Annotated in this window: 14 protein-coding genes and 1 riboswitch; of the genes, 6 read left to right on the plus strand and 8 right to left on the minus strand. The window is 61.7% G+C overall.

Annotated features, from left to right (window positions below; genetic code table 11):
* Positions 1-28: 28 nt before the first annotated feature.
* From NITMOv2_RS20345 to NITMOv2_RS20365, 6 genes are all read left to right on the plus strand, one after another.
* A complete protein-coding gene (locus NITMOv2_RS20345) occupies positions 29-580 on the plus strand; it encodes a hypothetical protein (protein ID WP_145976453.1) in 552 nt (183 codons plus the stop codon).
* Positions 581-719: 139 nt separating this feature from the next.
* Positions 720-790, plus strand: a riboswitch (Fluoride riboswitch).
* 151 nt (positions 791-941) lie between these two features.
* On the plus strand, positions 942-2,612 hold the full coding sequence (locus NITMOv2_RS20350; protein WP_053381602.1) for an ATP-binding cassette domain-containing protein: 1,671 nt from the start codon (positions 942-944) through the stop codon (positions 2,610-2,612).
* Between the two features lie 150 nt (positions 2,613-2,762).
* The gene (locus NITMOv2_RS20355) at positions 2,763-3,497 is read left to right on the plus strand and encodes a glycosyltransferase family 2 protein (RefSeq protein ID WP_053381603.1); all 735 of its coding nucleotides are present in this window, start codon (positions 2,763-2,765) and stop codon (positions 3,495-3,497) included.
* 67 nt (positions 3,498-3,564) lie between these two features.
* On the plus strand, positions 3,565-3,777 hold the full coding sequence (locus NITMOv2_RS24320) for a four helix bundle protein (protein WP_202967277.1): 213 nt from the start codon (positions 3,565-3,567) through the stop codon (positions 3,775-3,777).
* A 128-nt stretch (positions 3,778-3,905) separates the two neighbouring features.
* Positions 3,906-4,205, plus strand: coding sequence for a lipid-A-disaccharide synthase N-terminal domain-containing protein (locus NITMOv2_RS20360; protein WP_053381604.1), 300 nt, complete (start codon positions 3,906-3,908; stop codon positions 4,203-4,205).
* Positions 4,206-4,230: 25 nt separating this feature from the next.
* On the plus strand, positions 4,231-5,961 hold the full coding sequence (locus NITMOv2_RS20365) for an ArnT family glycosyltransferase (protein WP_053381605.1): 1,731 nt from the start codon (positions 4,231-4,233) through the stop codon (positions 5,959-5,961).
* 105 nt (positions 5,962-6,066) lie between these two features.
* Here NITMOv2_RS20365 and NITMOv2_RS20370 read toward each other — a convergent pair whose 3' ends face one another.
* The 8 genes from NITMOv2_RS20370 to NITMOv2_RS20405 all read right to left on the minus strand — a co-directional run bounded on the left by NITMOv2_RS20370 (position 6,067) and on the right by NITMOv2_RS20405 (position 14,919).
* Complete coding sequence (locus NITMOv2_RS20370; RefSeq protein WP_083448255.1) at positions 6,067-7,197, minus strand: phosphatase PAP2 family protein; 1,131 nt, start codon at positions 7,195-7,197, stop codon at positions 6,067-6,069.
* Between the two features lie 27 nt (positions 7,198-7,224).
* Positions 7,225-8,355, minus strand: a complete 1,131-nt coding sequence (locus NITMOv2_RS20375) for a PD40 domain-containing protein (protein ID WP_083448256.1) — start codon at positions 8,353-8,355, stop codon at positions 7,225-7,227.
* Positions 8,342-10,372: a M1 family metallopeptidase gene (locus NITMOv2_RS20380; RefSeq protein WP_053381607.1), complete on the minus strand. Its 2,031-nt coding sequence runs from the start codon at positions 10,370-10,372 to the stop codon at positions 8,342-8,344. Before NITMOv2_RS20380 ends, NITMOv2_RS20375 begins: the two co-directional genes overlap by 14 nt.
* A gap of 181 nt (positions 10,373-10,553) precedes the next feature.
* Complete coding sequence (locus tag NITMOv2_RS20385) at positions 10,554-11,339, minus strand: response regulator (protein ID WP_053381608.1); 786 nt, start codon at positions 11,337-11,339, stop codon at positions 10,554-10,556.
* Positions 11,340-11,430: 91 nt separating this feature from the next.
* The gene (gene ftsY / locus NITMOv2_RS20390; RefSeq protein ID WP_053381609.1) at positions 11,431-12,366 is read right to left on the minus strand and encodes a signal recognition particle-docking protein FtsY; all 936 of its coding nucleotides are present in this window, start codon (positions 12,364-12,366) and stop codon (positions 11,431-11,433) included.
* 2 nt (positions 12,367-12,368) lie between these two features.
* Positions 12,369-12,848, minus strand: coding sequence for an rRNA maturation RNase YbeY (gene ybeY, locus NITMOv2_RS20395; protein WP_053381610.1), 480 nt, complete (start codon positions 12,846-12,848; stop codon positions 12,369-12,371).
* Positions 12,849-13,907, minus strand: a complete 1,059-nt coding sequence (locus NITMOv2_RS20400) for a PhoH family protein (protein ID WP_053382178.1) — start codon at positions 13,905-13,907, stop codon at positions 12,849-12,851.
* Between the two features lie 76 nt (positions 13,908-13,983).
* Positions 13,984-14,919: a putative Ig domain-containing protein gene (locus tag NITMOv2_RS20405; protein ID WP_145976455.1), complete on the minus strand. Its 936-nt coding sequence runs from the start codon at positions 14,917-14,919 to the stop codon at positions 13,984-13,986.
* Positions 14,920-14,921 lie beyond the last annotated feature (2 nt).

Genomic DNA, 14,921 nt, shown 5'->3' on the forward strand with positions numbered 1-14,921 from the left:
GGACACCGGAGGTGTACCAAATTTTCTCATGAGGCTCGTCGGGGTCTGCGCGATCATTCTATCTCTCCCCCTATCTCTCCCCGTCTCCCTGTCCTGGGCCGAGGACCTGCCCTTGACCAAGAATCTCCCGATTCCGGAGTTTCAGAACCGCGCGCAGGATGCCAAGCCGTACAACTTCGATGCGCCGCCGGAGGGGATGTTTCGCTCCATCACCACGGCGGAAGGCTTCGAAGAAGAGCTGGGCTTTCGCCGGACACATGAGATCGTGCCGGTGAAGCCGACGGAGCGGTTTTCGCCCGACACGCCGGCGATTTTCATCGTGTTTCAGCTCCATCAGCATTACCAGGCCTTCCAAGTCTTCGGTCGCTGCTATCCCGAAGACGTCCCCGGTCTTTCCACACAGACCCTCGTCGGCCAAGACGCCATGTACATCGCCCTGGAGGATGAAACCGGTTACTTGAAGCTGTTTCCTCCGGACGGGGGCTGGAAGCCGGGGCGCTACAAAGTGGAAATCCACGCCGGCGAGCAGGTCAACGACATGAGCCTCGTCGGGACGATGCGGTTCACGATTGGGAAGTGATGAGTGATGCGTGATGCGTGATGAGCCCGCAAAAAGGCGAAGCGGCTCGGCGTTCTCAGTCATGACGCATCACTGATCACCCGTCACCCATCACTTTCTGATTTGACGTCCCGGCGCCCGGCGTATATAAGCAGAGTGATAAATCCACGGTGATGGGGTTCACCGGAACCGCCTTGGAGAGGGTCTGAGGCTGATAACTCCTACCTTGCCGAACCGGTAGGAGCTTGGGTTGAGAGAGCCGCTCCTGCCGACATGCGTCGGCAGGAGCTTTTTTTTGGGGGGGTCGAGAATCCCCCTCTCCTCGCCTCTCCCCACGGTGGGGGGTAACGGTGAGGGGATCATCCCAGCACGAGCAGCCGAGATGCATCAGCCTTTTGCGCAATACCAGCTTCGCGACATCGTCGGCGGGATCCTCCGGCAGTTGGAGCTGCTCGTCCGGCTCGAACGCCACATGCTGGGCATCATCGCCTCCTATGCCGTGGCGATCGGCCTCTTCATGCTCTGCGTACCGATTGCCGTGCAGGAGCTGGTGAGCACCTTCTCGTTCGCCGTCGAGCCCATCATGATCTTTACGTTGGCCACCATCGTGGGCCTGGCCCTCACCGGCGCCGCGTCCTTCCGCGTCCTGCAGGCCCGCGCGGTGGAAACGTTGCAGCAGCGGATCTACACGCGGATCGCGATCGCCTTCACCGACACCCTGCCGCGCCTGCAGGAAGAATCGTTTTTACCGCAGCACGCCAACCGGTTCGCCGAAGCCGACCTGCTGACGCGCGCGCTCGTCGCCATGGTGGCGGACTTGTTCAACGTGGCCGTCGTCGGCTCCATCGGCATGGGTTTGCTGGTCTTTTTTCACCCCTATTTTCTCCTGTACAACGTGACACTGATCGCCGGCTTTCTCGTGCTGCTGACCGTGTTCGGACGCGGCGGCTTTCTGATCACGCTGGAGATGTCGCGCTTGCACTACGAGCTCTACCACTGGATCCAAAACATCGCGGCCAATCTGCCCCATTTGCGCGCCGCGGGGTACAGCCCCTATCTGCTGAGCCGTACCGATGCCCTCACTCAGGCGTATGTGCGGGTGCGCCAGCGACGGTCCGACCTGCTCACCGGCCGCCAATACAAAGCCGCGACCCTGTGGCAAGCCGCCGGGCACGCCGGCATGATCGCCACCGCCGGCATGCTGGTGTCGATCGGCCAGCTGACCGTCGGCCAGTTTGCCGCGGCCGAATTGATCGCCGGCAACTTGCTGCTGAACATGGACACGCTGGCACGCCGGATGGTCCACATGTTCTTCGCGTTCGTCTCGTTCCGCGAGATGAACGCGTTCTTTTCACTGCCCCAGGACCGGTCGGGCCACAAGAGCGTCATCCCCGTCGACGATTTCGGCTTAGCCGGCATCCGCGTGTCGGCGAAAAATGTCTCGTTCGGCTACCCGGACGCGCCCCTCTTGTTCGAGGAGGTCAATGTGGAGGTGGCGCCGGGCGAGAAAGTCATGATGCTGTGCCGCACCAACACCCAAAAGACGGCGTTGGCGAAAGTCCTCGCCGGCCTGATGGCGCCCACCGCCGGCGCCGTGCTCTACAACGACGTGAATCTCGTCGAAGTGGACCTGCGCTCCGTCGATTCACGGCGCAGCCTCATGCTGGATTCCCAGCCCACGCTCCTCGAGGGCACGATCGAGGACAACATCACATTGGGCCGGCCCTCGATCCGGTATGAAGATGTGCAGTGGGCGTTGCAGTTCGTCGAGCTGGACGACGAGATCGACGCGCTGCCCGACGGCCTCTCGACGCCGGTGACCGGACATGGCGGCCAATTCACCTTGAGCCAGACCCTGCGGCTCCTGCTGGCGCGCGCCATCGTGATCCGCCCGTACGTCCTGATCGTCGACGGCACGTTCCACAGCATGGTGCCGTCGGTCCGTGAGGTCATTCTCCGGCGCCTCTGCTCGAAAGACGAACCGTGGTCGATCATCTTCGTGTCGAACGATCCGACCTTTGCCCATGCGGAGCGGCGGGTGGTCGTCGGCTGATGCGGTACGAGAGCGAGAGGCGAGAGGGGCGAGTGGGTCAGCCGATCACCCGTCACTCATCACGCTTCACGCATCACGTCGCCCGTTTGACGCTCTTTTGACCATTCGTTAGAATGCCGCGTGGTTGCATTGCCGGAGTCTTCGCTCGCCATGACGCTATCTCCCCGCCCGTGGGCCTCGGTCATCATTCCCATCAAGGATGAGCGGGACAACCTTGCGCCGCTGACGGAGCGGGTCCTCAAGGTATTGGACGCGCGGGATGAATCGCGGACCGCGCCGTACGAGCTCTGGTACGTGGACGACGGCAGCACGGACGGCAGCAGCGAGCTGCTGGACGAGCTGGCGAGAAACTATCCGGCCGTCCGCGTGCTGCATTTCGACCGGAACTACGGGCAATCCTCCGCCTTCGACGCGGGCTTCAAGCATTCCACCGGCGCGCTGGTGATCACGATGGACGGCGACCTGCAAAACGATCCGGCGGACATCGACACGTTGCTGCCGCTGACACGATCCTACGATCTCGTCTGCGGATGGCGGACGACGCGCCATGACAATCTCATTCGCAAGCTCTCTTCCCGGATCGCCAACCGCGTGCGGAGCGCGGTGACCGGCGATCGCGTGCATGACACCGGCTGCTCCCTCAAAATCTTCCGCCGCGCCGTGGTCGAGAAGCTGCAACTGTTCACCGGCATGCATCGGTTTTTCCCCGCGCTGGCGCTGATGCACGGCTTCTCGGTGACCGAAGTGCCGGTCCGGCACTATCCCCGCGCGCACGGCGTCTCCAAGTACGGGGTCGGCAATCGTCTCTTCAAAAGCCTCTACGATCTGATCGCCGTCCGCTGGATGCAAGGCCGGGTGTTGCGGTACAAATTCCGTGACAAGTGACGGGTGACGAGTGACGAGAGCAGAACCGATTCAAAGCCACAAACAACTAGAAGTCTGGCAGCGGTCCATGGAGCTTGCCATCAACGTTTATCAAGCAACCGCGGGGTTCCCGAAGGAAGAGATCTACGGTCTGAGCCTACAAGCCAGACGATCCGCGGTTTCTATTCCGAGCAACATCGCGGAGGGAGCAGCGCGTCGTTCCAGTAAAGAGTTCGTCCACTATCTCTATATTGCGTTAGGATCCGCCGCAGAACTTGAAAACACAACTCTTCCTGGCTGAGCGCATGGGATTTCTTATCGAAAAGCGCCCCATCGATCTCCTCAATGAAACCAGAAAGATGCTCGTCGCCCTTATCCGTTCTCTCGACCGGAAACCCATCACTCGTCACCCGTCACTCGTCACTTCCCATGACGCCCACTGAAACCATCTGGATCGCGATCGGCTTCTTCGGCCAGGGATTGTTCTTCGGCCGGTGGATCATCCAGTGGGTGGCGTCCGAGCGCAGCTCCAAGAGCCGGGTGCCGATCTCCTTCTGGTACATGAGCCTGATCGGCGGTTTGATCACGCTCGCCTACGCCATTTATCGGCGCGACCCGGTGTTCATCGCGGGCCAGAGCGTCGGCGCGGTGGTGTACATACGCAATCTCATGTTGATCTACCGGCCCGCCGCTTCTCAAGCCTCCACCCTCGCCCCGCCGCAGGGCTGATGGACCGCCACGGACCGGTACCCCGATGACCACGGCCCGCGCCCCTCTTCATCTCGCTGTGCTCGTCCTGTTGAGCGGGCTCTTTTTCTTTTGGGGGCTCGGCTCGACCGGCCTGACGGACCGCGACGAAGGCCGCAATGCGGAGGCCGGCCGGGAGATGCTGGAACGCGGCGATTGGATCAGCCCCACCTTCAATTACGAGCCCCGGTATGCCAAGCCGGTCTTGGTCTATTGGCTGATGTCCGCCAGTTACCACTTCTTCGGTGTGAATGAACGGGCCGCGCGTCTGCCTTCGGCGGTCTTCGGCCTGGCGCTCATCATGATGACCTATTGGTTTCTGACGCGTCTCCGCGATCCGGTCACCGGCCTGATCGGCGCGCTGATGCTTCTTTTGAATCTCCAGATCATCAGCCTCAGCCGCATGGCGCTGACCGACAGCGTGCTGATTTTCTTGACGACGCTGGCGCTGTACGCATTTTGGCTGGGCTTTCAGGCGGCGGATCGGCACCCTGCCTGGCTCTGGCTGTTGTACATCGCGATGGCGCTCGGCACGCTCACCAAGGGGCCGGTCGGCTTTCTCGTGCCGCTGCTCACCATCGCCCTGTACCTGACGGCGACGAAACAATGGCGGCCATTTTGGCGTGAGGGCAAGCCGCTGGCGGGGACTGTCGTCTTTGCGCTGCTGGCGCTCCCCTGGTATGTGACCATGTGGCGATTGCACGGCAGCGACTATGCCGCGGCGGCCCAAGCCAATACGGTCGGCCGGTTCCTGAATCCGATGGAGGGACACGGCTTCTCCTTCTTGTTCTATGTGCCGGTCCTGCTGATCGGCTTTTTCCCATGGTCCGGCTGGCTGCCCTTCGCCTGGTACCAGGCCTATCGAAGCTGGCGGAACAACGGGGTAGCGGGACAGCGGGACAGCGGGATACGGGAGCTGGAGTGGTTCACCGCCCTCTGGATTCTCGGGACCTTCGTCTTTTTCACGCTCTCGTCGACGCGGCTGCCCCACTACATCGGTCCGCTGTTCCCGGCTGCCGCCATCCTGACGGCTTTGTATTGGTCGCGCTGCGTCACGGTCCCGAACACGACAGGCGCGTACGCGGCCATCCACACCGTGATGCTGCTCGGCTTCCTGCTGGCCGGCGCCTTTGCGACGCTGCCGTGGGCCTATGAGAATTATCTGTCCGCGAAGCTGGTGAAGGAATTTCCCTTGGCGACGCAGTTCACGTTGGGCATCGGTCCGTATGCGGCTGCCACGATGCTGCTGATCGGCATGGCCTTGGTGGGCTATTTCGGGTTGTCGGAGCAGCGCCGCGGGGGCGCGTTCTGGGCGGCGGGCGCCTCGCTGGCGTGCGTCATCTTGATCGTGACGCAACTCATCATGCCGGGGATCAATCGCATTTTCATCGCTCCTCCGCAGGAGCTGGCCTATGCGGCCGGCTTGAATCTCAATCCCAGTGAGCCGTTCATCGCGTATGGCTCGACGCGACCCTCGCTGGCCTTTTACGCCCGACGCCACGTGCTCTTCATTCCGGCGAATGAGACCGAACGGCTGCGCGAGAGCCTGGCCCACGAGGGGCGGACGATGATTCTTTTGCCGGAAACGATGCAACGCTCGCTGCCGACCGAAGCGGCGACCTTCCAGCCGATCCTCAAACGCTACGGGTATCTCTTACTCTCCAGCCAACCGATGGTGAAGATTCCCGAGGGCGCGCCGCCACCGCCTTCGGCGGTTCCCCCGGTCCTCGGACATTGAGAAACAGTGATCCGTGATGAGTGATGGGTGATGAGTCACGGAACGGATGAACTCCTTCCTACTCATCACCCATCACTCATCACGGATCACTCGTCACCCATCACCTCACTGAAACGGCAGGACTCCCCGTGCTTGAAACAAGATTGAGAGGGCGAGCAGCAAGGTCGCCAGGACTGCTCCTTCCGTCACCATCCGTCGCGTCCATGAGGGAGGCTCGGCAAGGGGATCCTGTTTCATCTGTGCCAGCCAGTAAGTGACACAGGCAAACCCGGCCGCGGCGATGACCAACGGAGCGGTCGTCATGCAGGCCAGGCCATAGGCGATGAGCAGACGGGACGAAGTCTCCCGGACTTGCTCCGGCGCAGGCCGATCGTCAGCCCACCTGTGTCGTCGTCGTAGCCACACACCGCTCACCACGGCAAGCAGGCCGAGTCCCACCAGCACCGCGCCGCTCAGGCTTTCATCGGCGGGCCGCGCCAAAGTCCAGAGGAAGGAGAACACGACCGTCGTTCCGATGGCGGCCTGCCGCAGTCCTTCTTCCAGCGACGTGCGCCACTGTTTCCACGGACGGGTGGCAACGGCGCCACTCACCACGCCGACCACGACCCCACCGAACACGTCGCTGGGAAAATGCGATCCGCGCAGCACACGGCTCAGTCCGACAAAGGCCGCCACGCCGAGAAAGAGCGGACCGTACGCGGGAAACCGCTTGGCGAGCGCGGTCGCGACGGCGAAACTGGCGGTGGTATGGCCGGAGGGAAACGAATCCAGGCCGGATGCGAAGGTCGGCGTCAACTGCCACTCCCCCGAATGGACAAACTTCGGGCGCGGCCGGCCGATCAAGTGCTTCAACCCGTTCGACAGCAACGCAGCCAGGCCGTGCGCGATGGCGGTGTCGATTCCCGCCTTCGTCAGCCGGGGTTGTGACACGATCCATCCGGCCGCCAGCAGCACCAGGCTGACCGCCGCCAGGTGCCAGCCCTCACCGATCCAGTTGCCCACGTCGCTGGTGACGGCCATCCACGGAATCGTCAGCTGCTCGCCTGCCCGATGGGTGGTGACCGTGCGGAGATAATGGATAATCGGCAGGTCGAGCTGCAGCAGGCCCCAGAACACGATGCCTAACGCCATGCAGGACGAGGTGAGCGGCGCGATCCTCACGCAGTGATGCGTGAAGCGTGATGTGTGATGGGTGGTAGGCTTCGGTGTGCCGCTTCGGCTTGCTCCATCACTCATCACTCGTCACTCGTCACTGATCACTGCCTACGGCGCCCAATCGGCGAGGAACACATTGAACTCGCCCGGCTCCTTGGCATTCCGATCCGACACCCATACCAGCCGCTTGCCGTCCGGCGAGAACATGGGGAAGCTGTTGAACTGCCCTTCGGTGGTGAGCCGTTCCAGGCCGGTGCCGTCGTCGTTGATGAGATACAAATGGAAGCTGGGTCGTCCGCCCTCTCCTCTCGTTTCCACGTTGGAAGAAAAAATGATCCGCTTGCCGTCCGGATGGAAGAACGGCGAAAAATTCGACGCGCCGTTCGCCGTGATTTGCCGCTTGTTCGATCCGTCGGCCTGCATCACGAAAATCTCCAGCTGCCCCGGTTCCACCAACCGTTGCGCGAGCAACTCTTTGTAGCGGTCGATCTCGGCAGGAGCGGTGGGATGCGACGCCCGATACACGATCCGCTTGCTGTCCGGCGAAAAAAAGGCCCCGCCGTCGTAGCCCACCTCATCGGTCAACCGGCGGACTTTCGTGCCGTCGAGGTTCATCGCATAGATATCGAGATCGCCGTCCTTGACGGAGGTCCAGACGATGGTTTTGCCGTCCGGCGAAATGGTGGCTTCCGCGTCGTAGCCTGGTGACGACGTGAGCTTCTGCATTTCCTGCCCGTCGATCCGCACGGCATAGACGTCATAATCGTCCAACGCCCAGCGATAGGCGCCGTCCCGCTTCGGCTTAGGCGGGCAGTTCGGCCCGGCGGCATGGGTCGAGGAATAGAGCACCCGCCGGTCGCCCGGGAAAAAATACCCGCAGGTCGTCGCGCCCATGCCGGTGCTCACCAGCCGGACGGTGTCGCTCTCCAGATCCATCACGTACATTTGATAGCACCCCAGCCCCGCATCGGCCGGCCGGTGCGTGGCGGCGAAGGAATCCTTCATCCAATTGTTCGTGGACTGAAAGATCAGCTTGTTGCCGCTGAATGAAAAATAAGCTTCGGCGTTCTGGCGGCCGAACGTGAGTTGGCGGACATTCGCCAGATGGCGCTCGCCCGAAGCAGACGCCGCGCCCTTGCTGGGCTTTTTGGACGGCTCCGCAGAAATGCCGATTCCGGGGAGCAGCGCGCAGAGGACAACCCCGCACAGCGCCGCTCCTTTCCCCTTACCGATTCGCATGGACCTGAACCTCCTTCGTATCCGGGCTGGTCTCCCACACCGCTCGCATCACGACGGCACCGTCTTGGAACACGACGACGCTGTGCCAGCCATAATAAAACAAGAGCCGCGACACCTTGGCAACCGATTGCGGCGTCACCCCGTAGAGAACCGTGACCACACTACCAGGGACGTTGCCGCGAGGGCAGGACACCAACAGGGCGACCGCCGGCCCATTATGGCGCTGCCCGTCGATCTGAAAGCCGTTCTCTTCCAATGTGACACGATCGCCGCAGGAGTCCCGGATCAGCGCCTGAATCTCCTGACGCCGCTCCGCCCCTGCCAACACCAAGAGTGAGCCGCTCGCTGGGACCGGCTCTCCGACAGAGACGACGACGGTTCGGCCGGCCTCCGACGATTGCGATTCCTGCTCCGTCAGACGCGCGGCGACTTGGCCCAACGGAGACGCGGCATCGCGGAACGCTGTGAGCACGGTGCGCCGGCGATCGGTGACAAAGCCGTTCAACATGGGCGGCAACTCGGCACGGGTCATCCGGCGAAAGACCATCAGCTCCGGATCGAGCCGCACGCGCGACGGCCGGTGGGCCACACGTATTTCCGCTCGATGCTCGGAGCCGCCGATGGACATCCAGCGGGTTTCGGTGGCGGCAGCCGTCTCAATCTCCAACGGAATCTTCAGGCGAAAGGGCCTGGCGCCTTGCGAGATGGTCACCGCTAGTCTCCAGGCTTCGGACGGCGCGGCGCCGGGAACTTCCTCCGCCGCGGCTTGCTCCAAAGCCAACACGGGCGCGCCGCCCTGCTCCACCCATTGTGCGAAGAACCATCGCAAATCCCGGCCGCTGACCTGGGCAAAGACCGACTCAAGGCTGCCCCAGTCTGCCGGGCGGTTTCGGAACCCGCTCACGAACGTCTTCAAGCCGCGCCAAAACGGTTCCTCACCGATTTCATGGCGCAACAGGTGAAAGACAAAGGCGGCTTTTTGATACCCGATCGCACTGTCTTTCTCATCGCTCTTTTTCGTGAATGCCGCGACCGGATACTCCTCCTCCGGGGTCACGTACAAGCTGTACGAGTCGATCATGAGCCGCCGTTGCTCGCGCGCCTGAGTCCAGTCTTGCGCCAGTTCGTGCCAATAGTAGTTCGCCAAGTAGGTGGTGAGACCCTCCACCCAGTTGCCGTGGCCGGGACGATTGAACACTGAATTGCCGATCCAGGAGTGCACGATCTCGTGGCCCAGCGCATAGGGTTGCACGTAGTGCCGTTTGATGCTGCCGCTGCCGAGGAGCGTGAAGGACGGCATGCCGAGGCCGCTGGCGAAGAAGTTTTCCACCACCGCGAATTTCTCGAAGGGATAGTCGCCGAGCAGCGGCACATAGGCATCGAGGTACTTCGCCGTCGCCTCGAGATATTCATCGGCCAAGCCGGCATTGTCCGGAAAAAAATAGGTCGCCAGCTCGACCCGCTGGCCGTTTCGGCCGCTCCACTCACGTGTTGTGGTCACGAATTTGTTGGCAACAAGTGTGAGCGCTTCTGAGCGGTCTTTCACCACCCACGTGGACCAAGTCCTGCCCTCACGCGTCGCCTGGTCGATCTGCTTCCCTTGCGTCACCACCGTCCACCCGGTCGGCAGGCCGACCGACAGGCGGAACGTACTGAGCGAGCCTTCGATGTCGGGATACCATTGGCTCTCGCTGCTCAAGTACGCGCCCTCTGGGCCGATATGGCCGGCCGTCTCGCTCGGAGTCACGAATCGTAAATGGCGCGGTTCTTTAGGCGGATCGTCGATCACTCCCCGATAAGACCAGATCAAGGTGGCAGGGCCGGCATCGATGGACGGGAGCTTGACCCCGATCCGCTGAGCCGAGGCTTGCTGGGGATACTCGATCGTGAAGGACAGCGGGATCGCCGGCTGTGCCGGCCCATCTCCCGGCGATCGGGGCTGCAGGAGAACGGACTCGACGCGAAGCGACGGCGCCAGTGTAAAGGTGACCGTCGTCTCGCGACTTGGAACCTCCACTTGGATTTGGTCGCGTGCATGTAGCTCATGCGAGTCTGGCCGTAGTTCCACCGTCAAGTCGTGCTGAAGAATTGTGGCAGCCGCAGCCGGCTCAACCGGACCAAGGTGGGGAAAAAGGATGAAGATAATGACCAGCGAGAGCGATGGCTTGAGCAACTTCCCGATAGACATCGGGAAGTTTTTAACATTCGCGGCAGACCAGCACAAGCTGGATGGCGGTGAGGAGGCGTTCGAGGTCGATCGGCTTGACCAGGACTTCCTGGGGCCCTAAGGCCCAGGCGTCTTCCAGCAACTCTTCATTATGGCTGCCGGTCATGATAATGATGCCGCCTGGATATTCCTTGTCGCGCAACGCTTGCAACACGTCGATGCCCGCCATGCCGGGCATCACCATATCGAGCAGGATGACATCGGGCGTCGTGTCTTCCACCATGCGGAGCGCTTCGTATCCGTCCTTGACCCCGAGCGCGCGGTAGCCCCGCAGGCTCAGGAATTGGACGAGCAGATCGCGCACCAGGGGATCATCGTCGACGACCAAGACCGATTCATCCAATTGCGGCGCGGGCTGGCTGTTCGGCGCGGGACCCGGCGTCGCGTTCGGGTGAGCCGGCAGTTGGGACACGCGGTTCACCGCCTCGACCAGGATATCCAGCGACAACCCTTTTCTGATGAAGTCCGTCACACGAAGCGCCCGGGCTTGATTCTCCTGCGCCTCCGTCGCCCCTCCGCCCAAAATAATGACGGGCGCGTGAGGATCCACCGCGCGGATTTCCTTCAACACGGTGAGTCCGTCCATTTCGGGCATGCGCAGATCCAGCAGCGTCACCCGGGGGCCATGTTTGCGGAACAGGGCCAGCCCTTCCCGTCCGCTGGTGGCGGAGATCACGTGATACCCATGGCGGGTGAAGACGTTCTGCAGCAAGTCGCAGTTCATTTGGTCGTCGTCAATAATAAGAATCTTGATCATGGCCGATCACACGATTCGCCGCCACACGTGCGGCGTATGGAACGAACAGAGGGTAGCACGAAGCCGGTACGATGAGAAAGAAAATGCGCGGTTATGACGCCCCGGCGGGTTGACCGAAGAGAGCCGCCACAAACGCCTCTGCATTGAAATCCTGCAGATCATCCACGCCTTCTCCCACGCCGATCAGGCGGACGGGAATCTTCAACTCCTCGGCGATCGCCACCAGGATGCCGCCCCGCGCCGTCCCGTCCAGCTTGGTGAGCGCGAGTCCGGTCACACCGACGGCTTCATGAAACTGGCGCGCTTGGGCCAGCGCGTTCTGGCCGGAAGTCGCATCCAACACGAGCAAGACTTCGTGAGGCGCGCCAGGCAACTCCTGACCGATGACCCGCTTTACTTTCCGCAATTCGTCCATCAAGTTCGACTTCGTATGGAGCCGGCCGGCGGTGTCGATCAGGACCACGTCCGCGTGGCGAGCCTTGGCGGCGACAATGCCGTCGAAGGCCACCGCGGCGGGATCCGCGCCGTGCCGTTGGCGGATCAGTTCCGCCCCGACACGGTCGGCCCACACTTGCAGCTGGTCGATCGCTGCCGCCCGGAAGGTATCGCCGGCGACGAGGAGCGGCCGTCGGCCGGCCTGCGACAATCTCTGCGCGAGCTTGGCGATCGTCGTCGTCTTGCCGGCGCCGTTGACCCCGACGACCAGGATGATGAAGGGCTTCGGGCCCTTGTTCAGGAGCTCTTCCAACGACGAGCCGGCGACCGGTTTCAGCACGCCATAGAGAGTTTGGCTCAGGAGATTTTGAAGATCCGCGACCGTCGTCCCGCTGACGCTCCGCGCCTGCTCATTGACCTGCGTGATCAACCGATCCACCACGCGAGCCCCCAGATCGGCGCCGAGCAACGACGCCTCCAAGTCATCGATCAACGCTTGATCGGGCGGCCGACCGAGGAAGCGATCGAGCGACTGTTTGACAGCACTGCGTGTCTTCCCGAGCCCGTCGCTCAGCCGCTGAAACCATCCCATCGTCAACGGGTCCCTCTTCTGCCGGCATTTGGTGTGGTGACCAGACGTGGAACCGGGCTTATGGCGCGAAACACGGCTCGTTCGCGGCGCGCCATCCGACGAGCTTCCCGCTCGCCTCGCTCATGATCGTATCCGCACAGGTGCAGCACGCCATGAATCAGCAGCGCGGCGAGCTCCTCGTCCAGCGAACGGCCGGCCTGCCTGGCCTGCCTGGCCGCCGTCGGAACCGAAATCACGACGTCACCCAGCAGGACGGGATGAGGATTCCTTGCTTCGCGCATCGGGAACGCCAACACATCGGTCGTGCGGTCCTTCTTCCGATATGTTCTATTCAAGCGCCGCATTCGACCGTCGCCGACCAACTCGATGCTGAGCTCCGATTCCACTTCCCCGGCTGCGGCCAACACCCGATCGGCCAGACGGGTGAGCGCGGCAAGATTGATCCTTGCCTTGAGCAGGCGAAGGCCCACAGAGACGGCCATTTAATGAGATTGGCCCCAGGGCCTCTTCGCAGGTGCCGACTGAACAGGCTTGTGAACGGCGGATGGTGGCGAAGGTCGAGACGAAGCCGGGCGGCTCGTTGGGGCCGCCTGACCGGCCGACTGATGCCGGTCGTAGGCCTTGATAATGTCCTGCACCAGGCGATGCCTCACCACGTCTTTCTCGTCAAAATAGATGAACTGAATGCCGTCGATGCCGTGCAGAATGTCCTTCACTTGAATCAACCCCGACACCCGATCCGTCGGGAGGTCGATCTGCGTAATGTCTCCCGTAACGACCACCTTGGAGTGGAATCCCAACCGGGTCAGAAACATCTTCATCTGCTCCGCCGTGGCGTTTTGCGCCTCATCCAGGATGACGAAGGAATCGTTGAGCGTTCTCCCGCGCATGAACGCCAGCGGGGCGATCTCGATATCGCCCCGTTCGATCAACCGGTTCGCCCGCTCCATATCCATCATGTCGAACAATGCGTCGTAGAGGGGTCGAAGATAGGGGTTCACCTTCTCATACATGTCTCCCGGAAGGAAACCCAGCTTTTCCCCTGCTTCGACCGCCGGGCGCGCCAGGATGATGCGGCTGACCTCTTTCTTGATCAGCGCACTGACCGCCATCGCCATCGCCAGATAGGTTTTCCCGGTCCCGGCCGGCCCGATAGCAATCACGATGTCGTGCTTTTCGATCGCTTCGATGTAGGCTTTTTGCGTGGGAGACTTCGGCCCGACAAACCGCTTCTTGGTCACGATGGTGGCGGCGCTGCTCAACGTGTCGCGGAGTGACAAATCCGGAGCGGAGCGAAGTGCGCTCAATGCATGAGTCACGTCGTCAGGCTGCAGCGAAATGCCTTCGTTGGTAAGATTGGCGAGCTCGAGCAGGACTCGTTCCGCCTGCCGTGTGGCCTCCGGCTGGCCGTCCAAGGTCAGCTCTTCCCCCCGAGCCGACAACCGCACACCCAGCTCCTCTTCAATCAACTTCAGATGCCGGTCATGATGACCGAACAGCGCCGCGGTATCGGTGCCTTCTCGGAGTTTGAGTTTACGCACGAGGGTGGTGGTTTCTCCCAAATAGGTGCTGGCATTCTAACAGAGAAAAAAACGGGGAGACAAGCACAAGAGGCGATCAGGACTTTACGCCCACCGCCGATTGCGAGGAGGGAGTGGCCAAGGTCAGATCAAATTCCTGGAACGCCGCCGCCCCTTGCTCATCCTTGGCAAGCACTTTGACATGAAAGGTGCCGGTCTGATTGGAAGGGATAGGCCAAGCTAGATGGCCGGACTGCTCGTTGATCATCATCCCCGGAGGAGCCGATTCCAGCTGGTAGGTGATGCGGTCCCCGTCTGGATCGACCGCATTTACCCTATACTCGTACTGACTTCCTGTTGTCGATGCCGGAGGAACTGAAACAATTTTCGGGACACGGTTCCCCAGAATCAGTGGTATGGAGCGAAGCGAGCCCCCGCTCTCCTGCGGATCGTAAGGCGTGACTTCGACAGCGATCTGATCGCGGGGGACAAATCCCGTTGTATCCAGATATGACTCTGTTCCCTCTTTCACCGTCGTTGTATTTCTGAACCACCGATAGGTCAGATCCGTCCGATCGTGATCCGGGTCACTGGCTTCTGCAAGCGCTTCCACTCTCTCACCTGGCTGAGCCGTGAGCGGAGCAAGGGTGACAGAAGTGACCTGAGGCGGCGTGTTACCTACCGCGATGGCTGAGGACCTAAAGGGTTTGCCCTTCTGCGTGCTGTCGACCGGTACGATCTCCACACTCACCATTTGACCACGCCGCAAAAGTTCCGCAGGCAACAGTGGGTTCGTTTGTCCGGCCAAAGGAAGATCGTCGACATACCACTGATATTGCAACGAAACTGCTTCCCGCTCCGGATCATCTGCGAGGACCTGCACGGCAACAGGACCTTTCAACTGTATAGGGTTGTGAAGAAAAGTGACGGAATGAACGACGGGAGGTCGATTGTCTGATGTTGCTCCTCCTACGTGGGAAGTGGTGGTGGTTGAATCTCGGGTACAAGACCATAGAACCAATACCGTCAGCATGA

Source organism: Nitrospira moscoviensis (assembly GCF_001273775.1).
Lineage (GTDB): Bacteria > Nitrospirota > Nitrospiria > Nitrospirales > Nitrospiraceae > Nitrospira_D > Nitrospira_D moscoviensis.

Excerpts from the sequence above, each read along its gene's own strand:
- NITMOv2_RS20345 (WP_145976453.1), top strand. The coding sequence starts at position 29 with ATGAGGCTCGTCGGGGTCTGCGCGATCATTCTATCTCTCCCCCTATCT.
- NITMOv2_RS20350 (WP_053381602.1), top strand. The coding sequence starts at position 942 with ATGCATCAGCCTTTTGCGCAATACCAGCTTCGCGACATCGTCGGCGGG.
- NITMOv2_RS20355 (WP_053381603.1), top strand. The coding sequence starts at position 2,763 with ATGACGCTATCTCCCCGCCCGTGGGCCTCGGTCATCATTCCCATCAAG.
- NITMOv2_RS24320 (WP_202967277.1), top strand. The coding sequence starts at position 3,565 with ATGGAGCTTGCCATCAACGTTTATCAAGCAACCGCGGGGTTCCCGAAG.
- NITMOv2_RS20360 (WP_053381604.1), top strand. The coding sequence starts at position 3,906 with ATGACGCCCACTGAAACCATCTGGATCGCGATCGGCTTCTTCGGCCAG.
- NITMOv2_RS20365 (WP_053381605.1), top strand. The coding sequence starts at position 4,231 with ATGACCACGGCCCGCGCCCCTCTTCATCTCGCTGTGCTCGTCCTGTTG.
- NITMOv2_RS20370 (WP_083448255.1), bottom strand. The coding sequence starts at position 7,197 with ATGAGTGATGGAGCAAGCCGAAGCGGCACACCGAAGCCTACCACCCAT.
- NITMOv2_RS20375 (WP_083448256.1), bottom strand. The coding sequence starts at position 8,355 with ATGCGAATCGGTAAGGGGAAAGGAGCGGCGCTGTGCGGGGTTGTCCTC.
- NITMOv2_RS20385 (WP_053381608.1), bottom strand. The coding sequence starts at position 11,339 with ATGATCAAGATTCTTATTATTGACGACGACCAAATGAACTGCGACTTG.
- ftsY (WP_053381609.1), bottom strand. The coding sequence starts at position 12,366 with ATGGGATGGTTTCAGCGGCTGAGCGACGGGCTCGGGAAGACACGCAGT.
- ybeY (WP_053381610.1), bottom strand. The coding sequence starts at position 12,848 with ATGGCCGTCTCTGTGGGCCTTCGCCTGCTCAAGGCAAGGATCAATCTT.
- NITMOv2_RS20405 (WP_145976455.1), bottom strand. The coding sequence starts at position 14,919 with ATGCTGACGGTATTGGTTCTATGGTCTTGTACCCGAGATTCAACCACC.